This window comes from Acidovorax sp. Leaf160 (assembly GCF_001424265.1).
In the GTDB taxonomy this organism is placed as follows: domain Bacteria; phylum Pseudomonadota; class Gammaproteobacteria; order Burkholderiales; family Burkholderiaceae_C; genus Paracidovorax.
Genome location: NZ_LMOV01000029.1, coordinates 177778 through 194502, shown reverse-complemented (window position 1 = coordinate 194502; position 16725 = coordinate 177778). Strand labels below are relative to the sequence as shown.

The 16725-nt window shown below is 70.1% G+C and carries 13 protein-coding genes and 1 pseudogene; 5 read left to right on the top strand and 9 right to left on the bottom strand.

The window, feature by feature from the left end:
* Window positions 1-294 (top strand): annotated as a pseudogene (locus ASF94_RS20555) (IS30 family transposase); the annotation flags it as partial.
* 812 nt (window positions 295-1106) lie between these two features.
* Here ASF94_RS20555 and ubiA read toward each other — a convergent pair.
* The 4 genes from ubiA to recG all read right to left on the bottom strand — a co-directional run bounded on the left by ubiA (window position 1107) and on the right by recG (window position 6365).
* The gene (gene ubiA, locus ASF94_RS20550; RefSeq protein WP_056671095.1) at window positions 1107-1988 is read right to left on the bottom strand and encodes a 4-hydroxybenzoate octaprenyltransferase; all 882 of its coding nucleotides are present in this window, start codon (window positions 1986-1988) and stop codon (window positions 1107-1109) included.
* 98 nt (window positions 1989-2086) lie between these two features.
* Entirely contained in the window at window positions 2087-2611 is a 525-nt protein-coding gene (locus tag ASF94_RS20545; protein ID WP_056671092.1) for a Dps family protein, read from the bottom strand.
* Window positions 2612-2884: 273 nt separating this feature from the next.
* Window positions 2885-3850 (bottom strand): LysR substrate-binding domain-containing protein, encoded by a 966-nt coding sequence (locus ASF94_RS20540; RefSeq protein ID WP_056671089.1) that lies wholly within the window; start codon window positions 3848-3850, stop codon window positions 2885-2887.
* A 244-nt stretch (window positions 3851-4094) separates the two neighbouring features.
* A complete protein-coding gene (recG, locus tag ASF94_RS20535; RefSeq protein ID WP_056671086.1) occupies window positions 4095-6365 on the bottom strand; it encodes an ATP-dependent DNA helicase RecG in 2271 nt (756 codons plus the stop codon).
* 106 nt (window positions 6366-6471) lie between these two features.
* Between recG and ASF94_RS20530 the strand changes: the two genes are divergently transcribed.
* The 3 genes from ASF94_RS20530 (at window position 6472) to ASF94_RS20520 (ending at window position 9925) form a co-directional block, all read left to right on the top strand.
* Entirely contained in the window at window positions 6472-7752 is a 1281-nt protein-coding gene (locus tag ASF94_RS20530; protein WP_056671083.1) for an HD-GYP domain-containing protein, read from the top strand.
* A gap of 101 nt (window positions 7753-7853) precedes the next feature.
* The gene (gene queA / locus ASF94_RS20525) at window positions 7854-9002 is read left to right on the top strand and encodes a tRNA preQ1(34) S-adenosylmethionine ribosyltransferase-isomerase QueA (protein WP_056671081.1); all 1149 of its coding nucleotides are present in this window, start codon (window positions 7854-7856) and stop codon (window positions 9000-9002) included.
* The gene (locus ASF94_RS20520; protein ID WP_082493457.1) at window positions 8999-9925 is read left to right on the top strand and encodes a DMT family transporter; all 927 of its coding nucleotides are present in this window, start codon (window positions 8999-9001) and stop codon (window positions 9923-9925) included. The genes queA and ASF94_RS20520 overlap by 4 nt, the downstream gene beginning before the upstream one ends.
* A gap of 122 nt (window positions 9926-10047) precedes the next feature.
* On the opposite strand, the gene ASF94_RS20515 is transcribed toward ASF94_RS20520, so the two are convergent.
* Together ASF94_RS20515 and ASF94_RS20510 are read right to left on the bottom strand one after the other, a co-directional pair.
* Complete coding sequence (locus tag ASF94_RS20515) at window positions 10048-11607, bottom strand: gamma-glutamyltransferase family protein (RefSeq protein ID WP_235505449.1); 1560 nt, start codon at window positions 11605-11607, stop codon at window positions 10048-10050.
* A gap of 118 nt (window positions 11608-11725) precedes the next feature.
* Entirely contained in the window at window positions 11726-12718 is a 993-nt protein-coding gene (locus tag ASF94_RS20510; protein ID WP_056671077.1) for a tripartite tricarboxylate transporter substrate binding protein, read from the bottom strand.
* A 293-nt stretch (window positions 12719-13011) separates the two neighbouring features.
* Between ASF94_RS20510 and ASF94_RS20505 the strand changes: the two genes are divergently transcribed.
* Window positions 13012-13920 (top strand): LysR family transcriptional regulator, encoded by a 909-nt coding sequence (locus ASF94_RS20505; protein ID WP_056671166.1) that lies wholly within the window; start codon window positions 13012-13014, stop codon window positions 13918-13920.
* 138 nt (window positions 13921-14058) lie between these two features.
* Here the strand turns inward: ASF94_RS20505 and ASF94_RS20500 are convergent, their stop codons facing one another.
* The 3 genes from ASF94_RS20500 to trpD form a co-directional block, all read right to left on the bottom strand.
* Window positions 14059-14784 (bottom strand): uracil-DNA glycosylase, encoded by a 726-nt coding sequence (locus ASF94_RS20500; RefSeq protein ID WP_369818687.1) that lies wholly within the window; start codon window positions 14782-14784, stop codon window positions 14059-14061.
* 69 nt (window positions 14785-14853) lie between these two features.
* Window positions 14854-15654: an indole-3-glycerol phosphate synthase TrpC gene (gene trpC / locus ASF94_RS20495; RefSeq protein ID WP_056671071.1), complete on the bottom strand. Its 801-nt coding sequence runs from the start codon at window positions 15652-15654 to the stop codon at window positions 14854-14856.
* 30 nt (window positions 15655-15684) lie between these two features.
* A complete protein-coding gene (trpD, locus tag ASF94_RS20490) occupies window positions 15685-16725 on the bottom strand; it encodes an anthranilate phosphoribosyltransferase (RefSeq protein ID WP_056671069.1) in 1041 nt (346 codons plus the stop codon).

Genomic DNA, 16725 nt, shown 5'->3' with positions numbered 1-16725 from the left:
CCGATGCGCCAGAGCCTGACCTACGACCAGGGCAAGGAGATGGCGCGCCATGCCCAACTCACGGCCAACACCGGGGTCAAGGTGTACTTCTGCGATCCGCACAGTCCCTGGCAGCGAGGCAGTTGCGAGAACACCAATGGATTGCTGCGCCAGTACCTGCCCAAGAACGCAGACCTGTCGCTGCACTCCCAGCGGGATCTGGATGCGATCGCCGATCTGCTCAACACCCGGCCGCGTCAGACACTGGACTGGCGAACACCCCTTCAGGTCTTTGCGCTCGCTCTCAGCCAGGCCGGCGGCAGCACGCTCAACACCCGGCCGCGTCAGACACTGGACTGGCGAACACCCCTTCAGGTCTTTGCGCTCGCTCTCAGCCAGGCCGGCGGCAGCACAGCCTCTCTGCAGTAGCCCMTGYGTTGCACTTCGGACTTGACTCCGCCCACCAAAGAAAGGGCGACCCTACTGTGCGTGTCCCCTTCGCTGCGCTACGGGGCAACCTGCGATGCTCGCGCGTGAAGGGCTGCCGCAGAACTCACTGCGCGCTTTCAGCGCTCCGTTCAGACAACTGAGCATGCGTGTCCTGCGGCACGCATGCGCCCTTCACGCGCTGCGCTTCTCGGCACGCACAGAAGGGAACCCGAAGGCCCGATCCGGGCCGTCGCTGCGCTCGGCCCTGGCTTGGGCGCAGCGCGCGCATTGGGGGCCGAGCGCAGCGATGGCCCGTGTGGCTCCCCACTCCCTTCTGTGCGTGCCGAGAAGCACAGGGCGGCGGGTGCGTGCGTGTGCCGAAGGACACACGCACTTCGTGCTCTGACTTGCCGCAGTTGTCTGAACGGAGCGCACGCAGTGCGCGCAGTGAGTTCTGCGGCAGCACCCGCCGACCGAGCATCAAGGGTCGCCCTTTCTTTGGTGACTTTCTTTCGGCGAGACGAAAGAAAGTTACTCGCCCGCCGGGGCGAAATCCCGGCCCCGGAAAGCAAAGGCCCAGCCCCCGCCAGCACCGCCCCGGCAGCGCAACGAGGCTTCGAAAACCTCACCCCGAACGGTCGGAGCTGAACTGACAGCCCCTCTTAAAAAGCGCCTATAACTATAGAAAAGCTAGCAAATCACCGAAAGGCAAACCCCAACACCACCCCCACGAACAACACAAACCCCACCCAATGATTCGCCCTGAACGCCGCAAAACACCCCTCCCGCGTTCTCCCCCGAATCAACGTCCAATGCCACCCCACCTGCACCAGCACCCCCACTAGCGCCAGGTACCAGGCAACGCCCAGCGACAGCGGCGCCAGCGCCACCCCCCAGATCACCACCAGCAGAAGATAGAACCCCATCACCGCCGGCACGTCCCACCGCCCCAGCGTGATGGCCGAGGTCTTCATCCCGATACGCAGGTCGTCGTCCCGGTCCACCATGGCGTATTCGGTGTCGTAGGCCAGCACCCAGAACAGGTTGCCCAGCACCAGCCAGAGCGCCAGCCACGGCACGTCGCGCCCCACCGCCGTGAAGGCCATCGGGATGCCCATGCTGAAGGCCACGCCCAGCACGGCCTGGGGCATGGAGACGAAACGCTTGGCGAACGGGTAGGCCAGCGTCACGGCCAGCGCGGGGACCGACCAGGCGATGGTGGCGGCGTTGGTCGTCAGCACCAGGGCGAACGCCACCAGGGCCAGCACGGCGCCGACGGCCAGGGCTTCGCGTGGCGACACCGCGCCGCTGGTCACCGGCCGCTGGGCGGTGCGCTTGACGTGGCGGTCGAACTCGCGGTCGGCCACGTCGTTCACGCAGCAGCCGGCGCTGCGCATCAGGATGGTGCCGAGCGTGAACACCACCAGCAGGTGCCAGCCGGGAAAGCCCTCGGCCGCGATCCAGAGCGCCGCCAGCGTCGGCCACAGCAGCAGCAGCCAGCCGGCGGGCCGGTTCCAGCGGATCAGGTCCAGATACAGCGACAGGCGGGATCGCGGGGCGGGCAGGGGGGATATGGGCATATGCGGAGTACGGGCTGGAAATGGAAACGCCCGCAGCGGCGGGCGTTGTCTCAGAGAGCGCTGGAGGCGGGCGCTCGGCGCGGCGGCGCCTGCCGAATTTACTCTTCCAGCAGGGCGCGCAGCATCCAGGCGGTCTGCTCGTGCACCGTCAGGCGCTGGGTCAGCAGGTCGGCCGTGGGCTCGTCGCTGGCCTTGTCGGCGATGGGGAAGAGTTCGCGGGCGGTGCGGGCCACGGCTTCATGGCCTTCGACCAGAATGCGGACCATTTCCAGCGCGTGGGGCGGCTCGGCGGGCACGTCGGGCAGCGAGGTCAGCTTGCCGAACTGGGCGTACGAGCCCGGGGCAGGGTGGCCCAGCGAGCGGATGCGCTCGGCGATCGGGTCCACCGCGTTCCACAGTTCGGTGTACTGCCCCATGAACATGGTGTGCAGCGTGTTGAACATGGGACCGGTCACGTTCCAGTGGAAGTTGTGCGTGGTCAGGTAGAGCGTGTAGGTGTCTGCCAGCACGCGCGACAGGCCCTGGGCGATGGCGGCACGGTCCTTGTCGCTGATGCCGATGTTGATGCGGGGCGCGCCGGTCTTGCTGGTGGCGGCGAGCTTGGTGGCGGGGGCCTTGGCCATGGGAGAACTCCTTCGTTGACGAAACTGATCACCTTACGGTGGCGGCTTTGCACTGTCTGCCAGACGAGGGAGCCTTGCGCTGCAGTCGCACGGCGCTGCAAGCCCCTCGGGGTCGCGCAGTGTCGGCACTTTAGCGCATGCGCGAAGGCATTTCGGGCTCGCCGGGCAGTGGGGCCGCCGGGATGATCTCCGCAGCGGCGGCGTCGGTAGGCCGGCCCGGTGCCGCGTGCCCAGAACCGCGCTGCGCCGCGCAGTGCAGTGCCAGGGGCTCCGTCAGGACAGGCGCGTCACACCTGGCAGCTCGCAGGCATAGACCGCGTTGCGCAGCGCGGCGATGGCTTCGTAGCGGGTGAAGCTGCGGCGCCAGGCCAGCACCACGCGGCGCATCGGCGGCGCGCTGCCGTCGTCCTCGGCGATGGGCAGGTAGCGGATGTGGTTGTCGTCGCTCTTGCGCCGGCGGGTGCCGGTGAGCAGGGCGTCGCGCGGCACCGACAGGCGCGGCACCAGCGTCACGCCCATGCCGGCCGACACCATGTGCTTGATGGTCTCCAGCGAAGAGCCCTCGAAGGTGCGGCGGATGCCTTCGGCATTGCTGGCGTAGCGGGCGAACTCGGGGCAGACCTCCAGCACGTGGTCGCGGAAGCAGTGGCCGGTGCCCAGCAGCAGCATGGTTTCGCTCTTGAGCTGCGAGGCCGACACCGAGGCCTGTTCGGCCAGCGGATGGCTGCTGGGCACGGCGGCCAGGAAGGGCTCGTCGTAGAGCGGCGCCATCGCGAGGCCGGTGTCCGGGAAGGGCTCGGCCATGATGGCGCAGTCGATCTCGCCGGTGCGCAGCATTTCCAGCAGGCGGGTGGTGAAGTTCTCCTGCAGCATCAGCGGCATCTGCGGCGTGCGGGCGATGGCGTGGCGCACCAGCTCGGGCAGCAGGTAGGGGCCGACGGTGTAGATCACGCCCAGCGTCAGCACGCCGGCCAGCGGGTCCTTGCCGCGCTTGGCGATTTCCTTGATGGCGGCGGCTTGCTCCAGCACGCTCTGCGCCTGCCGCACGATGTCCTCTCCCAGCGCCGTCACCGAGACGTCACCCGCGCTGCGCTCGAACAGCTTGATCTCCAGTTCGTCTTCCAGCTTCTTGACGGCCACCGACAGCGTGGGTTGCGAGACATAGCAGGCGTCCGCGGCACGGCCGAAGTGCTTTTCGCGGGCGACGGCGACGATGTACTTGAGTTCGGTGAGAGTCATGGATCAGGTGGAGCGCGAAGGCGGCGCAAGGGGCTGCGTCATGCCGCGGGGTCTGCGTGCGGCGGGCACATGGCAGGCTGGCTGCGTTGCAGAGGGCCGCCCTCGGGCGCAAAAAGACAAGGGTAACCGCTTTCCGAGTCCATTGGTCGGCAACAGTCGGCAACCGGCAGGGGGTGGCCGCGCCCGGCGGGGCCGCAGGGCCCGGCAGCCAGCCTCCGCGAAGGCGCCGCCGCCGCCGCGGCGCTCAGGCTTTCAAATAGTCCGACTTGCCCCCCAGCCACCGCTGCACGTGCCGTTCCGCCAGCGCCGGGTGGCGGTCGAGCATCACCGCCGCCTGCTCGCGCGCCCAGTCCAGCAGCAGCGTATCGGTGGCCAGGTCGGCGAAACGCAGCAGCGCGTCGCCCGACTGGCGGGCGCCCAGGAATTCGCCCGGGCCACGGATCTCCAGGTCGCGGCGGGCGATCTCGAAGCCGTCGTTGGTCTCCGCCATGGCCTTCAGCCGGTCGCGGGCGGTCTCGCCCAGGCGGCCGCTGTCATTTGTGGAATACAGCAAAACACATGCGGACGCCGCCGCTCCGCGCCCCACCCGGCCGCGCAACTGGTGCAGCTGGCTGAGGCCGAAGCGCTCGGCATGCTCGATCACCATCAGCGACGCGTTGGGCACGTCCACCCCCACTTCGATCACGGTGGTGCTGACCAGCACACCCATCTGGCCGCTCTTGAAGAGGTCCATCACGGCCTTCTTCTCGGCGCTGGGCATGCGCGAGTGCAGCAGGCCGACCATGACGCCGGGCAGGGCTTCGCTCAGGTCGGCATGCGTGGCCGTGGCGTTGGACAGATCCAGCGCCTCGCTCTCCTCGATCAGCGGGCACACCCAGTACACCTGCCGCCCGCCCGCCACCTGCGCGCCGATCCGCCCGATGACCTCGTCCTTGCGGCTGTCGGCGATCAGCTTGGTGACGATGGGCGTGCGCCCGGGCGGCAGCTCGTCGATAGTGGACACGTCGAGGTCGGCGTAGTAGCTCATGGCCAGCGTGCGCGGGATGGGCGTGGCGCTCATCATCAGCAGGTGCGGCTCCATGGGAGCCGACGGCCCCCACGCTCCGCCGCTGCGCGGGTCGCTGCCCCCCAAGGGGCCTGCGCCGCCTGGGGGCGGCCCGGCGGCGGCGCGCCCGTCCAGTTTCTGCCGCAGGGCCAGCCGCTGGGCCACGCCGAAGCGGTGCTGCTCGTCGATCACCGCCAGCGCCAGGTTGCGGAACCGCACGCTGTCCTGGATCACGGCATGCGTGCCGACCACCAGCGCCGCCTCGCCGCTGGCGATGAGCGCCAGCATGGCGGCCCGCTCCTTCTTCTTCTGACCGCCCACCAGCCAGGCCACGCGCTGTCCGCGCGCGGCCAGCAGCGGCTCCAGCCAGCCGATCAGCTTGGCGAAATGCTGCTCGGCCAGGATCTCGGTGGGCGCCATCAGCGCGCACTGCCAGCCGGCTTCCATGCAGACGGCGGCGGCCAGCGCGGCGACCACGGTCTTGCCCGAGCCCACGTCGCCCTGCAGCAGCCGGTGCATGGGCACGGGCCGGGCGATGTCGCGGGCGATTTCCTCGCCCACGCGGCGCTGCGCACCGGTCAGGCCGAAGGGCAGCACGGCCAGCAGCTGCTCGTGCAGCGGCAGGCTGCTGCCGGGGGCTGCCTCCTTGCCGCCCGAGCCCGGCTGCGCACGCAACTCCGGCGCGCGCAGCCGGGCGCGTTCGCGCTTGGACTGCAGCTGCGACAGCTGCTGGGCCAGCAGCTCCTCGGCCTTCAGCCGCTGCCAGGCCGGGTGGCTGTGGTCCTGCAGCGTGGACAGCGCCACATCGGGTGTGGGGTGGTGCAGGAAGAAGAGCGCCTCGCGCAGGTTCCACAAGCGCTGCACGCCGTTGTGGTCGAAAAAATGGTGCACCGGCGGGTCGGCGTCGGGCGGCAGCGTGTCCGACAGGTCCACCCGCAGCAGCGCGCCGGCCACGGCGCGGCGCAGGTAGGCCTGGGGCAGCTGCGCCACGGTGGGGTAGACGGGGGTGAGCGCGGCCGGCAGCTCGCCGCCCGCCAAGCGGAACGCCGGGTGCAGCATCTGCCGGCCCCAGAAGCCCCCTTTGATCTCGCCGCGCACACGCAGCCGCGCGCCCACCGCCATGGTCTTCTGGTGGGACGGGTAGAAGCTGAAGAAGCGCAGCTCGCAGGTGCCGGTCTCGTCCTCCACCGTCACCAGCAGCTGGCGGCGGGGCCGCAACTGCACTTCGCTGGAGACGACGGTGGCCTCGATCTGGACGGAGTCGCCGTCCCGCGCATTGCGGATCGGCGTGATGCGGGTTTCGTCCTCGTAGCGCAGCGGCAGGTGCAGCGCCAGGTCGATGTCGCGCACCAGGCCGAGCTTGTGCAGCGCCTTCTGCGCCGGGCTGGGCTGGGCGCGGGCGGACGGGACGGCAGCGGGTGCGGCGCCACCGGCCCCCGCGGCCCCGGCGCCGTTACGGGCGCGGGGCATAACTACCACCTGGGAGAAAGTACGGGTCCGGCATGAACGGAAAAGGCTACCATGCGCGGACCTTTCTTTTTGTTTCCAGTCGGGCGCATCGAGCCTTCCGCCACCCATGCTCAAGCGAATCAGCGTCCAACATCTGTCCCTGGGCATGTACCTGCACCAGTTCTGTGGGTCCTGGATGGACCACCCGTTCTGGCGCAGCGGTTTCGTGCTGGCCGACCCCAAGGACCTGGCGCGCATCCTCGCGACCGAGATCCACGAGGTATGGATCGACACCTCCCGCGGCGCCGACGTGGCCCAGGGCGTGGATGGCACCACCCGCGCCGAGGCCGACGCACAGATCGACACCGACTTCGCCAGCCTGGAGTCGTCCGCACCGGCCACCTCGACCGCCCCGGCGGAGCCCCCGCCCCCCCTCCGGACGCGCCGGCGCGAACCCACCACCATGGCCGGCGAACTGCGCGCCGCCGCCGCCATCTGCACCCAGGCGCGCGATGCCGTGTTCAACATGTTCAACGAAGCGCGCATGGGCCATGCGGTGGACGCCATCGGTGTGCAGAACCTGGTGGATGAGATCTCCGATTCGGTGAACCGGCACCCCAGCGCGCTCATCAGCCTGGCCCGGCTCAAGACGGCCGACGACTACACCTACATGCATTCGGTGGCCGTCTGCGCCCTGATGGTGGCGCTGGCCCGGCAGCTCCAGCTGGACGAAGCCGCCACCCGCGACGCGGGCCTGGCCGGCCTGCTGCACGACCTGGGCAAGGCGCGCATTCCGCTGTCCGTGCTGAACAAGCCCGGCAAGCTGACCGACGATGAATTCGACGTGGTGCGCAGCCATTCCGAGCAAGGCCACGCCATGCTGCGCGAGGCGGGCGGCGTGTCCGACGCGGTGCTCGACGCCTGCCTGCACCACCACGAGAAGATGGACGGCACCGGCTACCCGCACCGCCTGCAGGGCGAGGAGATCAGCGTCGTCGCCCGCATGGCCTCCATCTGCGACGTGTATGACGCGATCACCTCCGACCGGCCCTACAAGCGCGGCTGGGACCCGGCGGAATCGCTGCGCCGCATGGCCGAGTGGAGCGGCAGCCATTTCGACAAGCGGCTGTTCCAGGCCTTCGTCAAGAGCATCGGCATCTACCCGGTGGGCTCGCTGGTGCGGCTGGCCTCCGGCCGCATCGGCGTGGTGGTGGAGCAGTCCCCCCAGTCGCTCACCACGCCGATCATCAAGGTGTTCTTCTCCACCAAGTCCGACCTGCGCATTCCGCCCGAGCGCGTGAGCCTGGCCGCGCCGGGCTGCACCGAAAAGATCGTGGCGCGGGAAGACCCGGCGCGCTGGAACTTCGCCGACCTCAATCAGTTGTGGGCCGGCTCCATCGTGGAGTGAGCCTCAGGGCGCGCGGCAGCGCGCTATCCTCGGCGTCTCCTGGCCAGACTTTCTGGGTTTTTTCCACTCCTTGGCACGGGCCTGTCAGGCCCTCAAGCGACATGCAGACGCCTTCTTCCCTCTCTCATGAATCCGCAGGCGCACCGGCGCGCCCCTTCACCCTCGGCGACTTCGACTTCGCCCTGCCGCCCGAACTCATCGCCCAGCACCCGGCGCCCGAGCGCAGCGGCTCGCGCCTGCTCGACGGCCGCAGCCGCGAGCCCGCCGACCGCATCTTCCGCGAGCTGCCCGGCCTGCTGCGCGCGGGCGACCTGCTGGTGTTCAACGACACGCGCGTGGTCAAGGCCCGCGTCTTCGGGGAAAAGGCCAGCGGCGGCAAGCTGGAACTGCTGATCGAGCGGGTGCTGTCCGCCGAGGCTGGCGCGGGCAACGAAGTCGTCGCCCACATGAAGGTCAGCAAGAAGCCTGTGCCCGGCAGCACCGTGCGGATGGCAGGCGGCCGCCAGGCCGGCGGCTTCGACGCCACGCTGCTGTCGCGCTGGCCGGGCGAAGACGGCCCGCTGTTCCGCTTCGCCCTGCACGGCCCGGCCGGCGAAACCCCGTGGGAGCTGATGGAGCGCCACGGCCACCTGCCGCTGCCGCCCTACATCGAGCGCCAGCAGAACGCCGAGCACGACCCGGACGAAGCCGAGGACAGCCAGCGCTACCAGACCGTGTTCGCCCGCGCCCCGGGCGCCGTGGCCGCGCCCACCGCTGCGCTGCACTTCGACGAAGCCGTGCTGGCCGACCTGGCCGCGCGCGGCATCGAGCGCGCCAGCGTCACCCTGCACGTCGGCGCCGGCACCTTCCAGCCCGTGAAGACCGAGAACCTGGCCGAGCACCGCATGCACAGCGAGTGGTACGAAGTGCCGCAGGCGACGCTGGCCGCGCTGGAGCGCTGCCGCCAGCGCGGCGGCCGCGTGGTGGCGGTGGGCACCACCACCGTGCGCACGCTCGAATCGTGGGCGCGTTCGGGCCAGGCATCGGGCGACACCGACATCTTCATCACGCCCGGCTTCGGCTTTCGCGTGGTGGACCTGCTGATCACCAACTTCCACCTGCCCAAGAGCACGCTGATGATGCTGGTCAGCGCCTTCGCGGGCTATGCCCACGTCATGGGCCTCTATCGCCACGCCATCGCGCAGCGCTACCGGTTCTTCAGCTACGGCGACTCGATGCTGCTGGAGCGCAGCACGCCGCGCGTGGAATGACGCAGGGCGGCCAGCGCCCGGGCCTTGGCGGCGCCGCACCGGGTGCCACCGCCGGCCTCCGCGCGGGCGGGGCGCTGGCGGGCATCGCGCTGGTCGTGGCGGCCTGCGCCTGCTTCGCGCTGCTGGACCTCACCACCAAGGCCATCGGCAGCGACCTGCCGTTGCTGATGATGCTGTGGGCGCGCTACCTGTTCCACACCCTGCTCACCACCGCCTACGTGCTGCACCGCGAGGGGCGGCAGGCGCTGCGCACCACGCAGCCGCGCTTCCAGGTGCTGCGCGCGGTGCTGTTCGTGGCCATGAGTCTCTTCGCGCTGCTGAGCATCCTGCACATGCCGCTGGCGGAATTCACCGCCATCGTCGCCACCACGCCGCTGTGCGTGACGGTGGTGGCCGCGCTCTGGCTGGGCTTTCGCGTCAGCCCGGCGCGCTGGGTGCTGGTGGCGATGGGGCTGGCCGGCACGCTGGCCATCATCCGCCCGGGCGGCCAGGCCTTCGGCTGGGCGCTGTTCTGGCCGCTCTGCCTGCTGGCGACGGGCACCGGCTACCAGGTCATCAGCAGCCGCATGGCCGGCCACGAAAGCCCGGCCACCACCCAGCTCTACACCGGCTGGATCGCCACCGCGCTGGTGTCGCTGGTGGTGCCGTTCGCCTGGGTGAGCATTCACGACCCGTGGCTCTGGCTGGGCATGTTCCTGATGGGGCTGCTGAGCGCCTGCGGCCACATGCTGCTGATGCAGGCCTATGCGCGCACCACGCCGGTCACGCTGGCGCCGTTCCTCTACAGCCAGATCGGCTTTGCCATGCTGGCGGGCTGGGCGGTCTACCGGCACGTGCCCGACAGCTGGTCGCTGGCCGGCATCGCCGCCATCGTGCTGAGCGGCGCGGCCAGCGCCTGGCTCACGGTGCGGGAGCGGCGTTGAACCGTTTTTGGGGTGAAATCGGCCTCTGGCGCTTGATATACAAGGGTTTAATGCTATTAAAAAAATAGCATAAGGATGGGGCCGTGCGCATCGGCCATCGGCCGGTGCGCACGGCCCCTGCGTCAGAACGCCACGGCGTGCCCGTCCTTGCGCGGGTCCGATCCGGCGATGTAGTGGCTGCCCTGGCGCAGCACCAGCTGCGCGCCGCCGAAGGCGAAGACACCGTTGCCGGCCTCCACCGTCACCTCGTGGCCCCGGGCGCGCAGCGCCTCCACCACGGCGGCGTCAAAATGCGGCTCCACCGCCACGCCCTTGCCGCCCGTCACGCGCCAGCGCGGCGCATCGGCGGCGGCCTGCGGGTTCTGGCCGTAGCGCAGCACGCGCAGCGCCATCTGCGTGTGGCCTTGCGACTGCATCGGGCCGCCCATCACGCCGAAAGCCATTTGCGGCGTGCCGTCGGCATGCATGGCAAACGCCGGGATGATGGTGTGCGAGGGGCGCTTGCCCGGCGCCACGCAGTTGGCGTGGCCGGCCTGCAGCGTGAAGCCGTGGCCCCGGTTCTGCAGGCTGATGCCGGTGCCCGGCACCACCACGCCCGAGCCGAAGCCCATGTAGTTGGACTGGATGAACGAGACCATCATCCCCGACGCATCGGCTGCCGCCAGGTACACCGTGCCGCCCCGGCGGGGCGTGCCGTAGGCCGGGTCGCTGGCCCGCTCGGGGTCGATCAGCGCGGCGCGCTCGGCCAGGTAGTCGGCATGCAGCAGCTCGGCCGATGCCACCTGCAGGTGGTCGCCGTCGGCGTTGTGCTGGTAGAGGTCGGCCAGCGCGAGCTTCATGGCTTCGATGCTGGCGTGCACCGTCTCCACGCTGTCCAGCGGGTGCGCGCCGATGCCGCGCCCGCCGTCGATGCGGTCCAGCATGCCCAGAGCCATCAGCGCGGCGATGCCCTGGCCGTTGGGCGGAATCTCGTGGATCACCGAATCGCCGAAGCGCTGGCTCACGGTGCCGACCCAGTCGGCCCGGTGCGCGGCCAGGTCTTCCATCGTCATGGCGCCGCCGTTCGCCGCCGCGTGCGCGGCCATCTTCTCGGCCAGCTCGCCCCGGTAGAAGGCTTCGCCCTCGGTGGCGGCGATCAGCTCCAGCGTGCGCGCATGGGCCTCGCTGCGGAAGATCTCGCCGGCCTGCGGCGTGCGGCCATCCGGCATGAAGCACTCGGCAAAGCCGGGCTGGGCGCCCAGCTTCTGCGCGCCCAGCGCCCACAGGCGGGCGATGGTCGGCGACACGGGAAAGCCGTTGCGGGCGTAGTCGATGGCGGGCTGGGCCAGTTGGGCGAAGGGCAGCTTGCCCAGGCGCTGGGAGAGGGCCACCCAGGCCGACACGGCGCCGGGCACGGTCACCGCGTTCCAGCCCATCTCGGGAATGGCGCCGCCGAGCTTCTGGAAGTATTCCGGCGTCCAGGCGGCGGGCGAGCGGCCCGAGGCGTTGAGGCCGTGCAGCTCCTGGCCGTCCCAGACGATGGCGAAGCCGTCGCTGCCCAGGCCGCAGCCGGTGGGCTCGACCACCGTCAGCACCATGGCGGCGGCGATGGCGGCATCCACCGCGTTGCCGCCGGCCTGCAGCATGGCGAGGCCCGCCTGCGCGGCCAGCGGCTGCGAGGTCGAGACCACGTTGCGGCCCATCACGGCGCTGCGGTGGGAGGCGTAGGGCAGCGTCCAGTCCAGGGATTGGGACGCGTTCCGTGCGTGCGATGCGTTCGATGCGTTCGATGCGTTCTGTGCGGTCATGGCGTGCCCTTCTTCATTCCAGCGTGATCTTGTGTTGGCGGATGACGGCGGCCCAGCGGTCGCTGTCGGTGCGCACCAGCGCGCCGAACTGCGCAGGCGTGCTGGGCTTGGCGGGTTCGACGCCCAGCTTGGCCAGGCTGGCGGCCAGCTCGGGCGCCTGGATGGCGCGGGCGAAAGCGGCATGGACGCGCTCGACCAGCGCGGGCGAGGCGCCGGCCGGCAGGTACACGCCGAACCAGGTCACCGAGGAAAAACCGGGCAGGCCCGATTCGGCCAGCGTGGGCAGCTCCGGCGCCAGGCTGCTGCGCTGGGCGCTGGTGACGGCCAGGGCGCGCAGGCGGCCGCTCTTGACGTGCGGCATGCCGGTGGGGAGCGAATCGAACAGCACCTGCACCTGGCCCGTCACCAGGTCGGGAATGGCCAGGGCCGTGCCCTTGTAGGGCACGTGCGTCATCTCGATGCCGGCCTGCGCGGCAAACGCGGCGGTGTTCAGGTGGACGATGGTGCCGTTGCCGCTGGTGGCGTAGTTCAGCTTGCCGGGGTTGGCCTTGGCATAGGCGATGAGTTCCGCCACCGACCTGGCCGGCAGCGAGGGCGTGACCAGCAGCACGCTGGGGGCGTCCGCCACATGCGCCACGGGGACGAAGTCGCGCTGCGCGTCGTAGGCCAGTTTCGGCATCAGATGGGGCGAGATGGCGTGCGTGCTGCTGGTGGTCAGCAGCAGCGTCATGCCGTCCGGCTTGGCCTTGGCCGCTTCGGCCGCGCCGATGGTGCCGCCTGCGCCGGGCTTGTTGTCCACCACGAACTGCTGGCCCAGCTCCTGCCCCACGCGCTGGGTGACCACGCGCGCCACCAGATCGGTGGCCCCGCTGGCCGGGAACGGCACGATCACCCGCACCGGGCCCTGGGGCCAGGAGGCGGCAGCGGAAGCGGGCTGCGCCAGGGCCGGCGCCTGCGTGCCGAGCACGGCGGCCGCCAACAAGGTCAGAAATGAGAGAACGCGCATGGAACAGACTCCGGAGAAGGGATGGATGCGTGGTGGCCAGGCAATGCCGGACGCCGGGTCAGCGAGCGGGCAGGTGGCACGACGGAAAAAAGCCAGGCCGGATGGGCGCACATCGGGGGCGGGCAGTCTGCTGGTGGCGGACGGCTGCTGCAGCCATCTTAAGAACACGGGGTGAGCAAGACCACCACCGATTGGGCAACACGGTTTGCCAAGCCGGCAAAGCAGGCCATACTGATTCCCTTTCTGCGGCAATGCTCATGCCGCCGCCCGCAACGCTTCCGAACCCGCAGCCCATGCGCCGTCAACTGCTCCAGGACACCGCCGTACGTTACTTCCTGGAAGTGGCGCAAAGCGGCTCGCTCACCGAAGCCTCGGCGCGCCTCCACGTGGCGGCGTCCGCACTCAGCCGGCAGATCGCGGGACTGGAAGAGCAACTGGGCACGCCGCTCTTCGAGCGCCATCCGCGGGGCATGGTGCTCACGGCGGCCGGGGAGATCCTGGCCGCGCACGCCCGCCGTGCGGGGCTGGACGCGGACCGTGCGCTGGGCGAGATCGCCGCGCTGCAGGGGTTGCGCGCCGGGCAGGTGCGGCTGGCCACCTCCGACGCCTTCGCCAACGAACTGCTGCCGCGCCTGTGCGTGGAGTTCCAGCGCACGCATGCCGGCATCGCCTTCAGCGTGCAGTCGCTGCCCACGCCGCAGGTGCCCGAGGCGGTGCGCGCCGGCACCGTGGACATCGGCGTGTGCTTCAGCCGCGCCCCGCAGAAGGACATCCATGTCGAATACCGCCAGAGCGCGCCCGTGCTGGCCGTGCTGCCGCCCGGCCACCCGCTGGCCGCCGCGCCGCGCGTGACCCTGGCGCGCATGGCGCAGTACCCGCTGGGCCTGCCGCCGCCCGAGACGGCGGTGCGCCAGATGGTGGACATCGCTTGCGGCCGCCAGGGCCTGCGCCTCGCGCCGGTGATCGAATCGAACCACGCCAAGACGCTGCTGAACTTCGTCGCGCACGGCGGCGGGGTGTCGGTGTCCAGCGAGGTGAGTGCCCGCTACATGGTGGCCGCCGGCCGGGTGCTGGCGCGCCCGCTGGCCGACGTGGGCATGGATCTGCGCGACATCGAAGTGCAGACCCTGGCCGGCCGCAGCCTGCCGGTGGCGGCGCGGGCTTTCCTGGAGTTGCTGAAGGAGCGGCTGGCGGGAGAGTGAGGGGGCCAAGCGAAGGGGCAGGCGCTTCGACCGGTTCAGTGCGTGCGGGTGGGGGGCGGTACCTGGCCGCCGAGCAATTCCCCACCGTTCAGGCTGGGCCTGTCGAAGCCCGTCCCGACAACCCGGGCCCCGAACCGTTCAGCCCTTGCCCTCGTGCTGCTGCCGGAACGCCCGCGCCTGTCCGAAATGCCCGTTGCCGATGAACGGCACCGGTGGGCGCAGCGCCGACAGCGGGGACGGGTGGTTGGATGTCAGTACCAGATGCCCCCGGTCCTCCGGAATGAACACGCGCTTGGACTGCGCGTGCGAGCCCCAGAGCATGAACACCACCGGCCGCTCGCCTTCGGCCACATGGCGGATCACCTCGTCGGTGAGCTGCTCCCAGCCCTTGCCGGCGTGGCTGGCGGCCTGGCCTTCCTCCACCGTCAGACCGGTGTTGAGCAGCAGCACGCCGTTCTTCGCCCACTTCACCAGGCTGCCGCCGGGCTCGGGCCAGGCGGGAAAGGGCTGGCCCAGGTCGCGCTGCATCTCCTTGAAGATGTTGCGCAGCGACGGCGGCAACTGCACGCCCGGCGCCACCGAAAACGCCAGGCCCTCGGCCTGCCCGCGCCCGTGGTACGGGTCCTGCCCCAGGATCACCACGCGCACGGCTTCGGGCGGCGTCAGTTCCAGCGCACGCAGCGGCTTGGGCGGGAAGATCACCGCACCCGCTTCCAGGCGCGACCGCAGGAAGGTGCGCAGCGCCTGCCCGCGCGGGCTGGCGAAGAACGCATCGACCAGCGGCTGCCAACCGGGCGCGACGGGCCAGTCGGCCGGGTCGGCGGATTGCAGCTGGGTGGCGTCGCTGGAAGTTGCGTCAGGCATGGAACTCATGGTCAAAAGGGCCTCCTGCGCTGGATCATCCAGCGCAGGAGGCTATGAAATTAATAGCGTTCAGCCGAAGAGACGGGCCAGCGCCAGGCCGGGGTCCTCGGCCCGCATGAACGCTTCGCCCACCAGGAACGCGTTCACGCCGGCATCCTGCAGCGTCTTCACATCGGCTGGCGCCAGAATGCCCGACTCCGCCACCAGCAGCCGGTCGGACGGCACCGCCTTTTGCAGCTCGAGCGTGGTCTGCAGCGACACCTCGAAGGTGCGCAGGTTGCGGTTGTTGATGCCCACCAGCGGCGTCTTGAGCTTCAGCGCGCGGTCCAGCTCGGCGCGGTCGTGCACCTCCACGAGCACGGCCATGTCCAGGCTGCGTGCAATGGCCTCCAGATCGGCCATCTGCGCGTCGTCCAGGCAGGCGGCGATCAGCAGGATCGCGTCGGCGCCCATCGCCCGGCTCTCATAGATCTGGTAGGCGTCGATCATGAAATCCTTGCGCAGCACCGGCAGCTGGCAGCTGGCGCGCGCCTGCTTCAGGTAGTCGGGCTGGCCCTGGAAGAACTGCCGGTCGGTCAGCACCGAGAGGCACGCCGCGCTCACCCGGCCGTCGCCGTCGGCATAGCTCTGGGCGATGTCGGCGGGAACGAAGTCGGCGCGGATCACGCCCTTGCTGGGGCTGGCCTTCTTGATCTCGGCGATCACGGCGGCCTGGCCCTTGGCGACCTTGGCCCGCAGCGCGCCCTCGAAATCGCGCGTGAGCACGCGGCTTTCCGCATCGGCGCGCATCGCGGCCAGCGGCATCTTCTTTTGCGCAGCGGCGACTTCTTCGCGCTTGACGGCGATGATCTTGTTCAGGATGTCGGACATGGGAAACCTCGGGTTCGTGTTCGTTGCGGATCAGGCAGTGGCGGCCGCCAGGGCATGCGTGCGCGCCACCAGCTGCTCCAGCTTGGCCAGCGCCGCGCCGCTGGCGATGGCCGCACGCGCCTTGTCCAGCCCGTCGGCAATGGAGCCGGCCGCGCCCGCGGCGTACAGCGCGGCGCCCGCGTTCAGGCAGACGATGTCCTGCGCCGGGCCGGGCTGGCCGCGCAGCACGTCCATCAGCATCTCGCGCGACTGCTCGGGCGTGTCCACCTTCAGAGTGCGGTTGCTGGCCATCGCCAGGCCGAAGTCCTCGGGGTGGATCTCGTACTCGGTGATCTGGCCGTTCTTCAGCTCGCCCACCAGCGTGGCGGCGCCCAGGCTGACCTCGTCCATGCCGTCGCGGCCGTAGACCACCAGCGCGTGCTCGGCGCCCAGGCGCTGCAGCGCACGCACCTGGATGCCGACCAGGTCGGGGTGGAACACGCCCATCAGTATGTTGGGCGCGCCCGCCGGGTTGGTGAGCGGGCCCAGGAGGTTGAAGATCGTGCGCACGCCCAGTTCGCGCCGCACCGGCGCCACGTTCTTCATGGCCGGGTGGTGGTTGGGCGCGAACATGAAGCCGATGCCCACCTCGGCGATGCACTGCGCGATGGCCTCGGGCGCGAGGTTGATGTGCACGCCCAGCGACTCCATCACGTCGGCGCTGCCGCTCTTGCTGGAGACGCCGCGCCCGCCGTGCTTGGCCGTCTTGGCGCCCGCGGCGGCGGCCACGAACATGGCGCAGGTCGAGATGTTGAAGGTGTTGGCGCCGTCGCCGCCGGTGCCCACGATGTCCACCAGGTGGCGCGCGTCCTGCACGTGCACCTTGGTGGAGAACTCGCGCATCACCTGCGCGGCGGCGGTGATCTCGCCGATGGTTTCCTTCTTCACGCGCAGGCCGGTCACGATGGCGGCGGTCATCACGGGCGAGAGCTCGCCGCGCATGATGAGGCGCATCAGGTGCAGCATCTCGTCTTGGAAGATTTCACGGTGCTCGATGGTGCGTTGCAGGGCTTCCTGGGGCGTGATGGACAT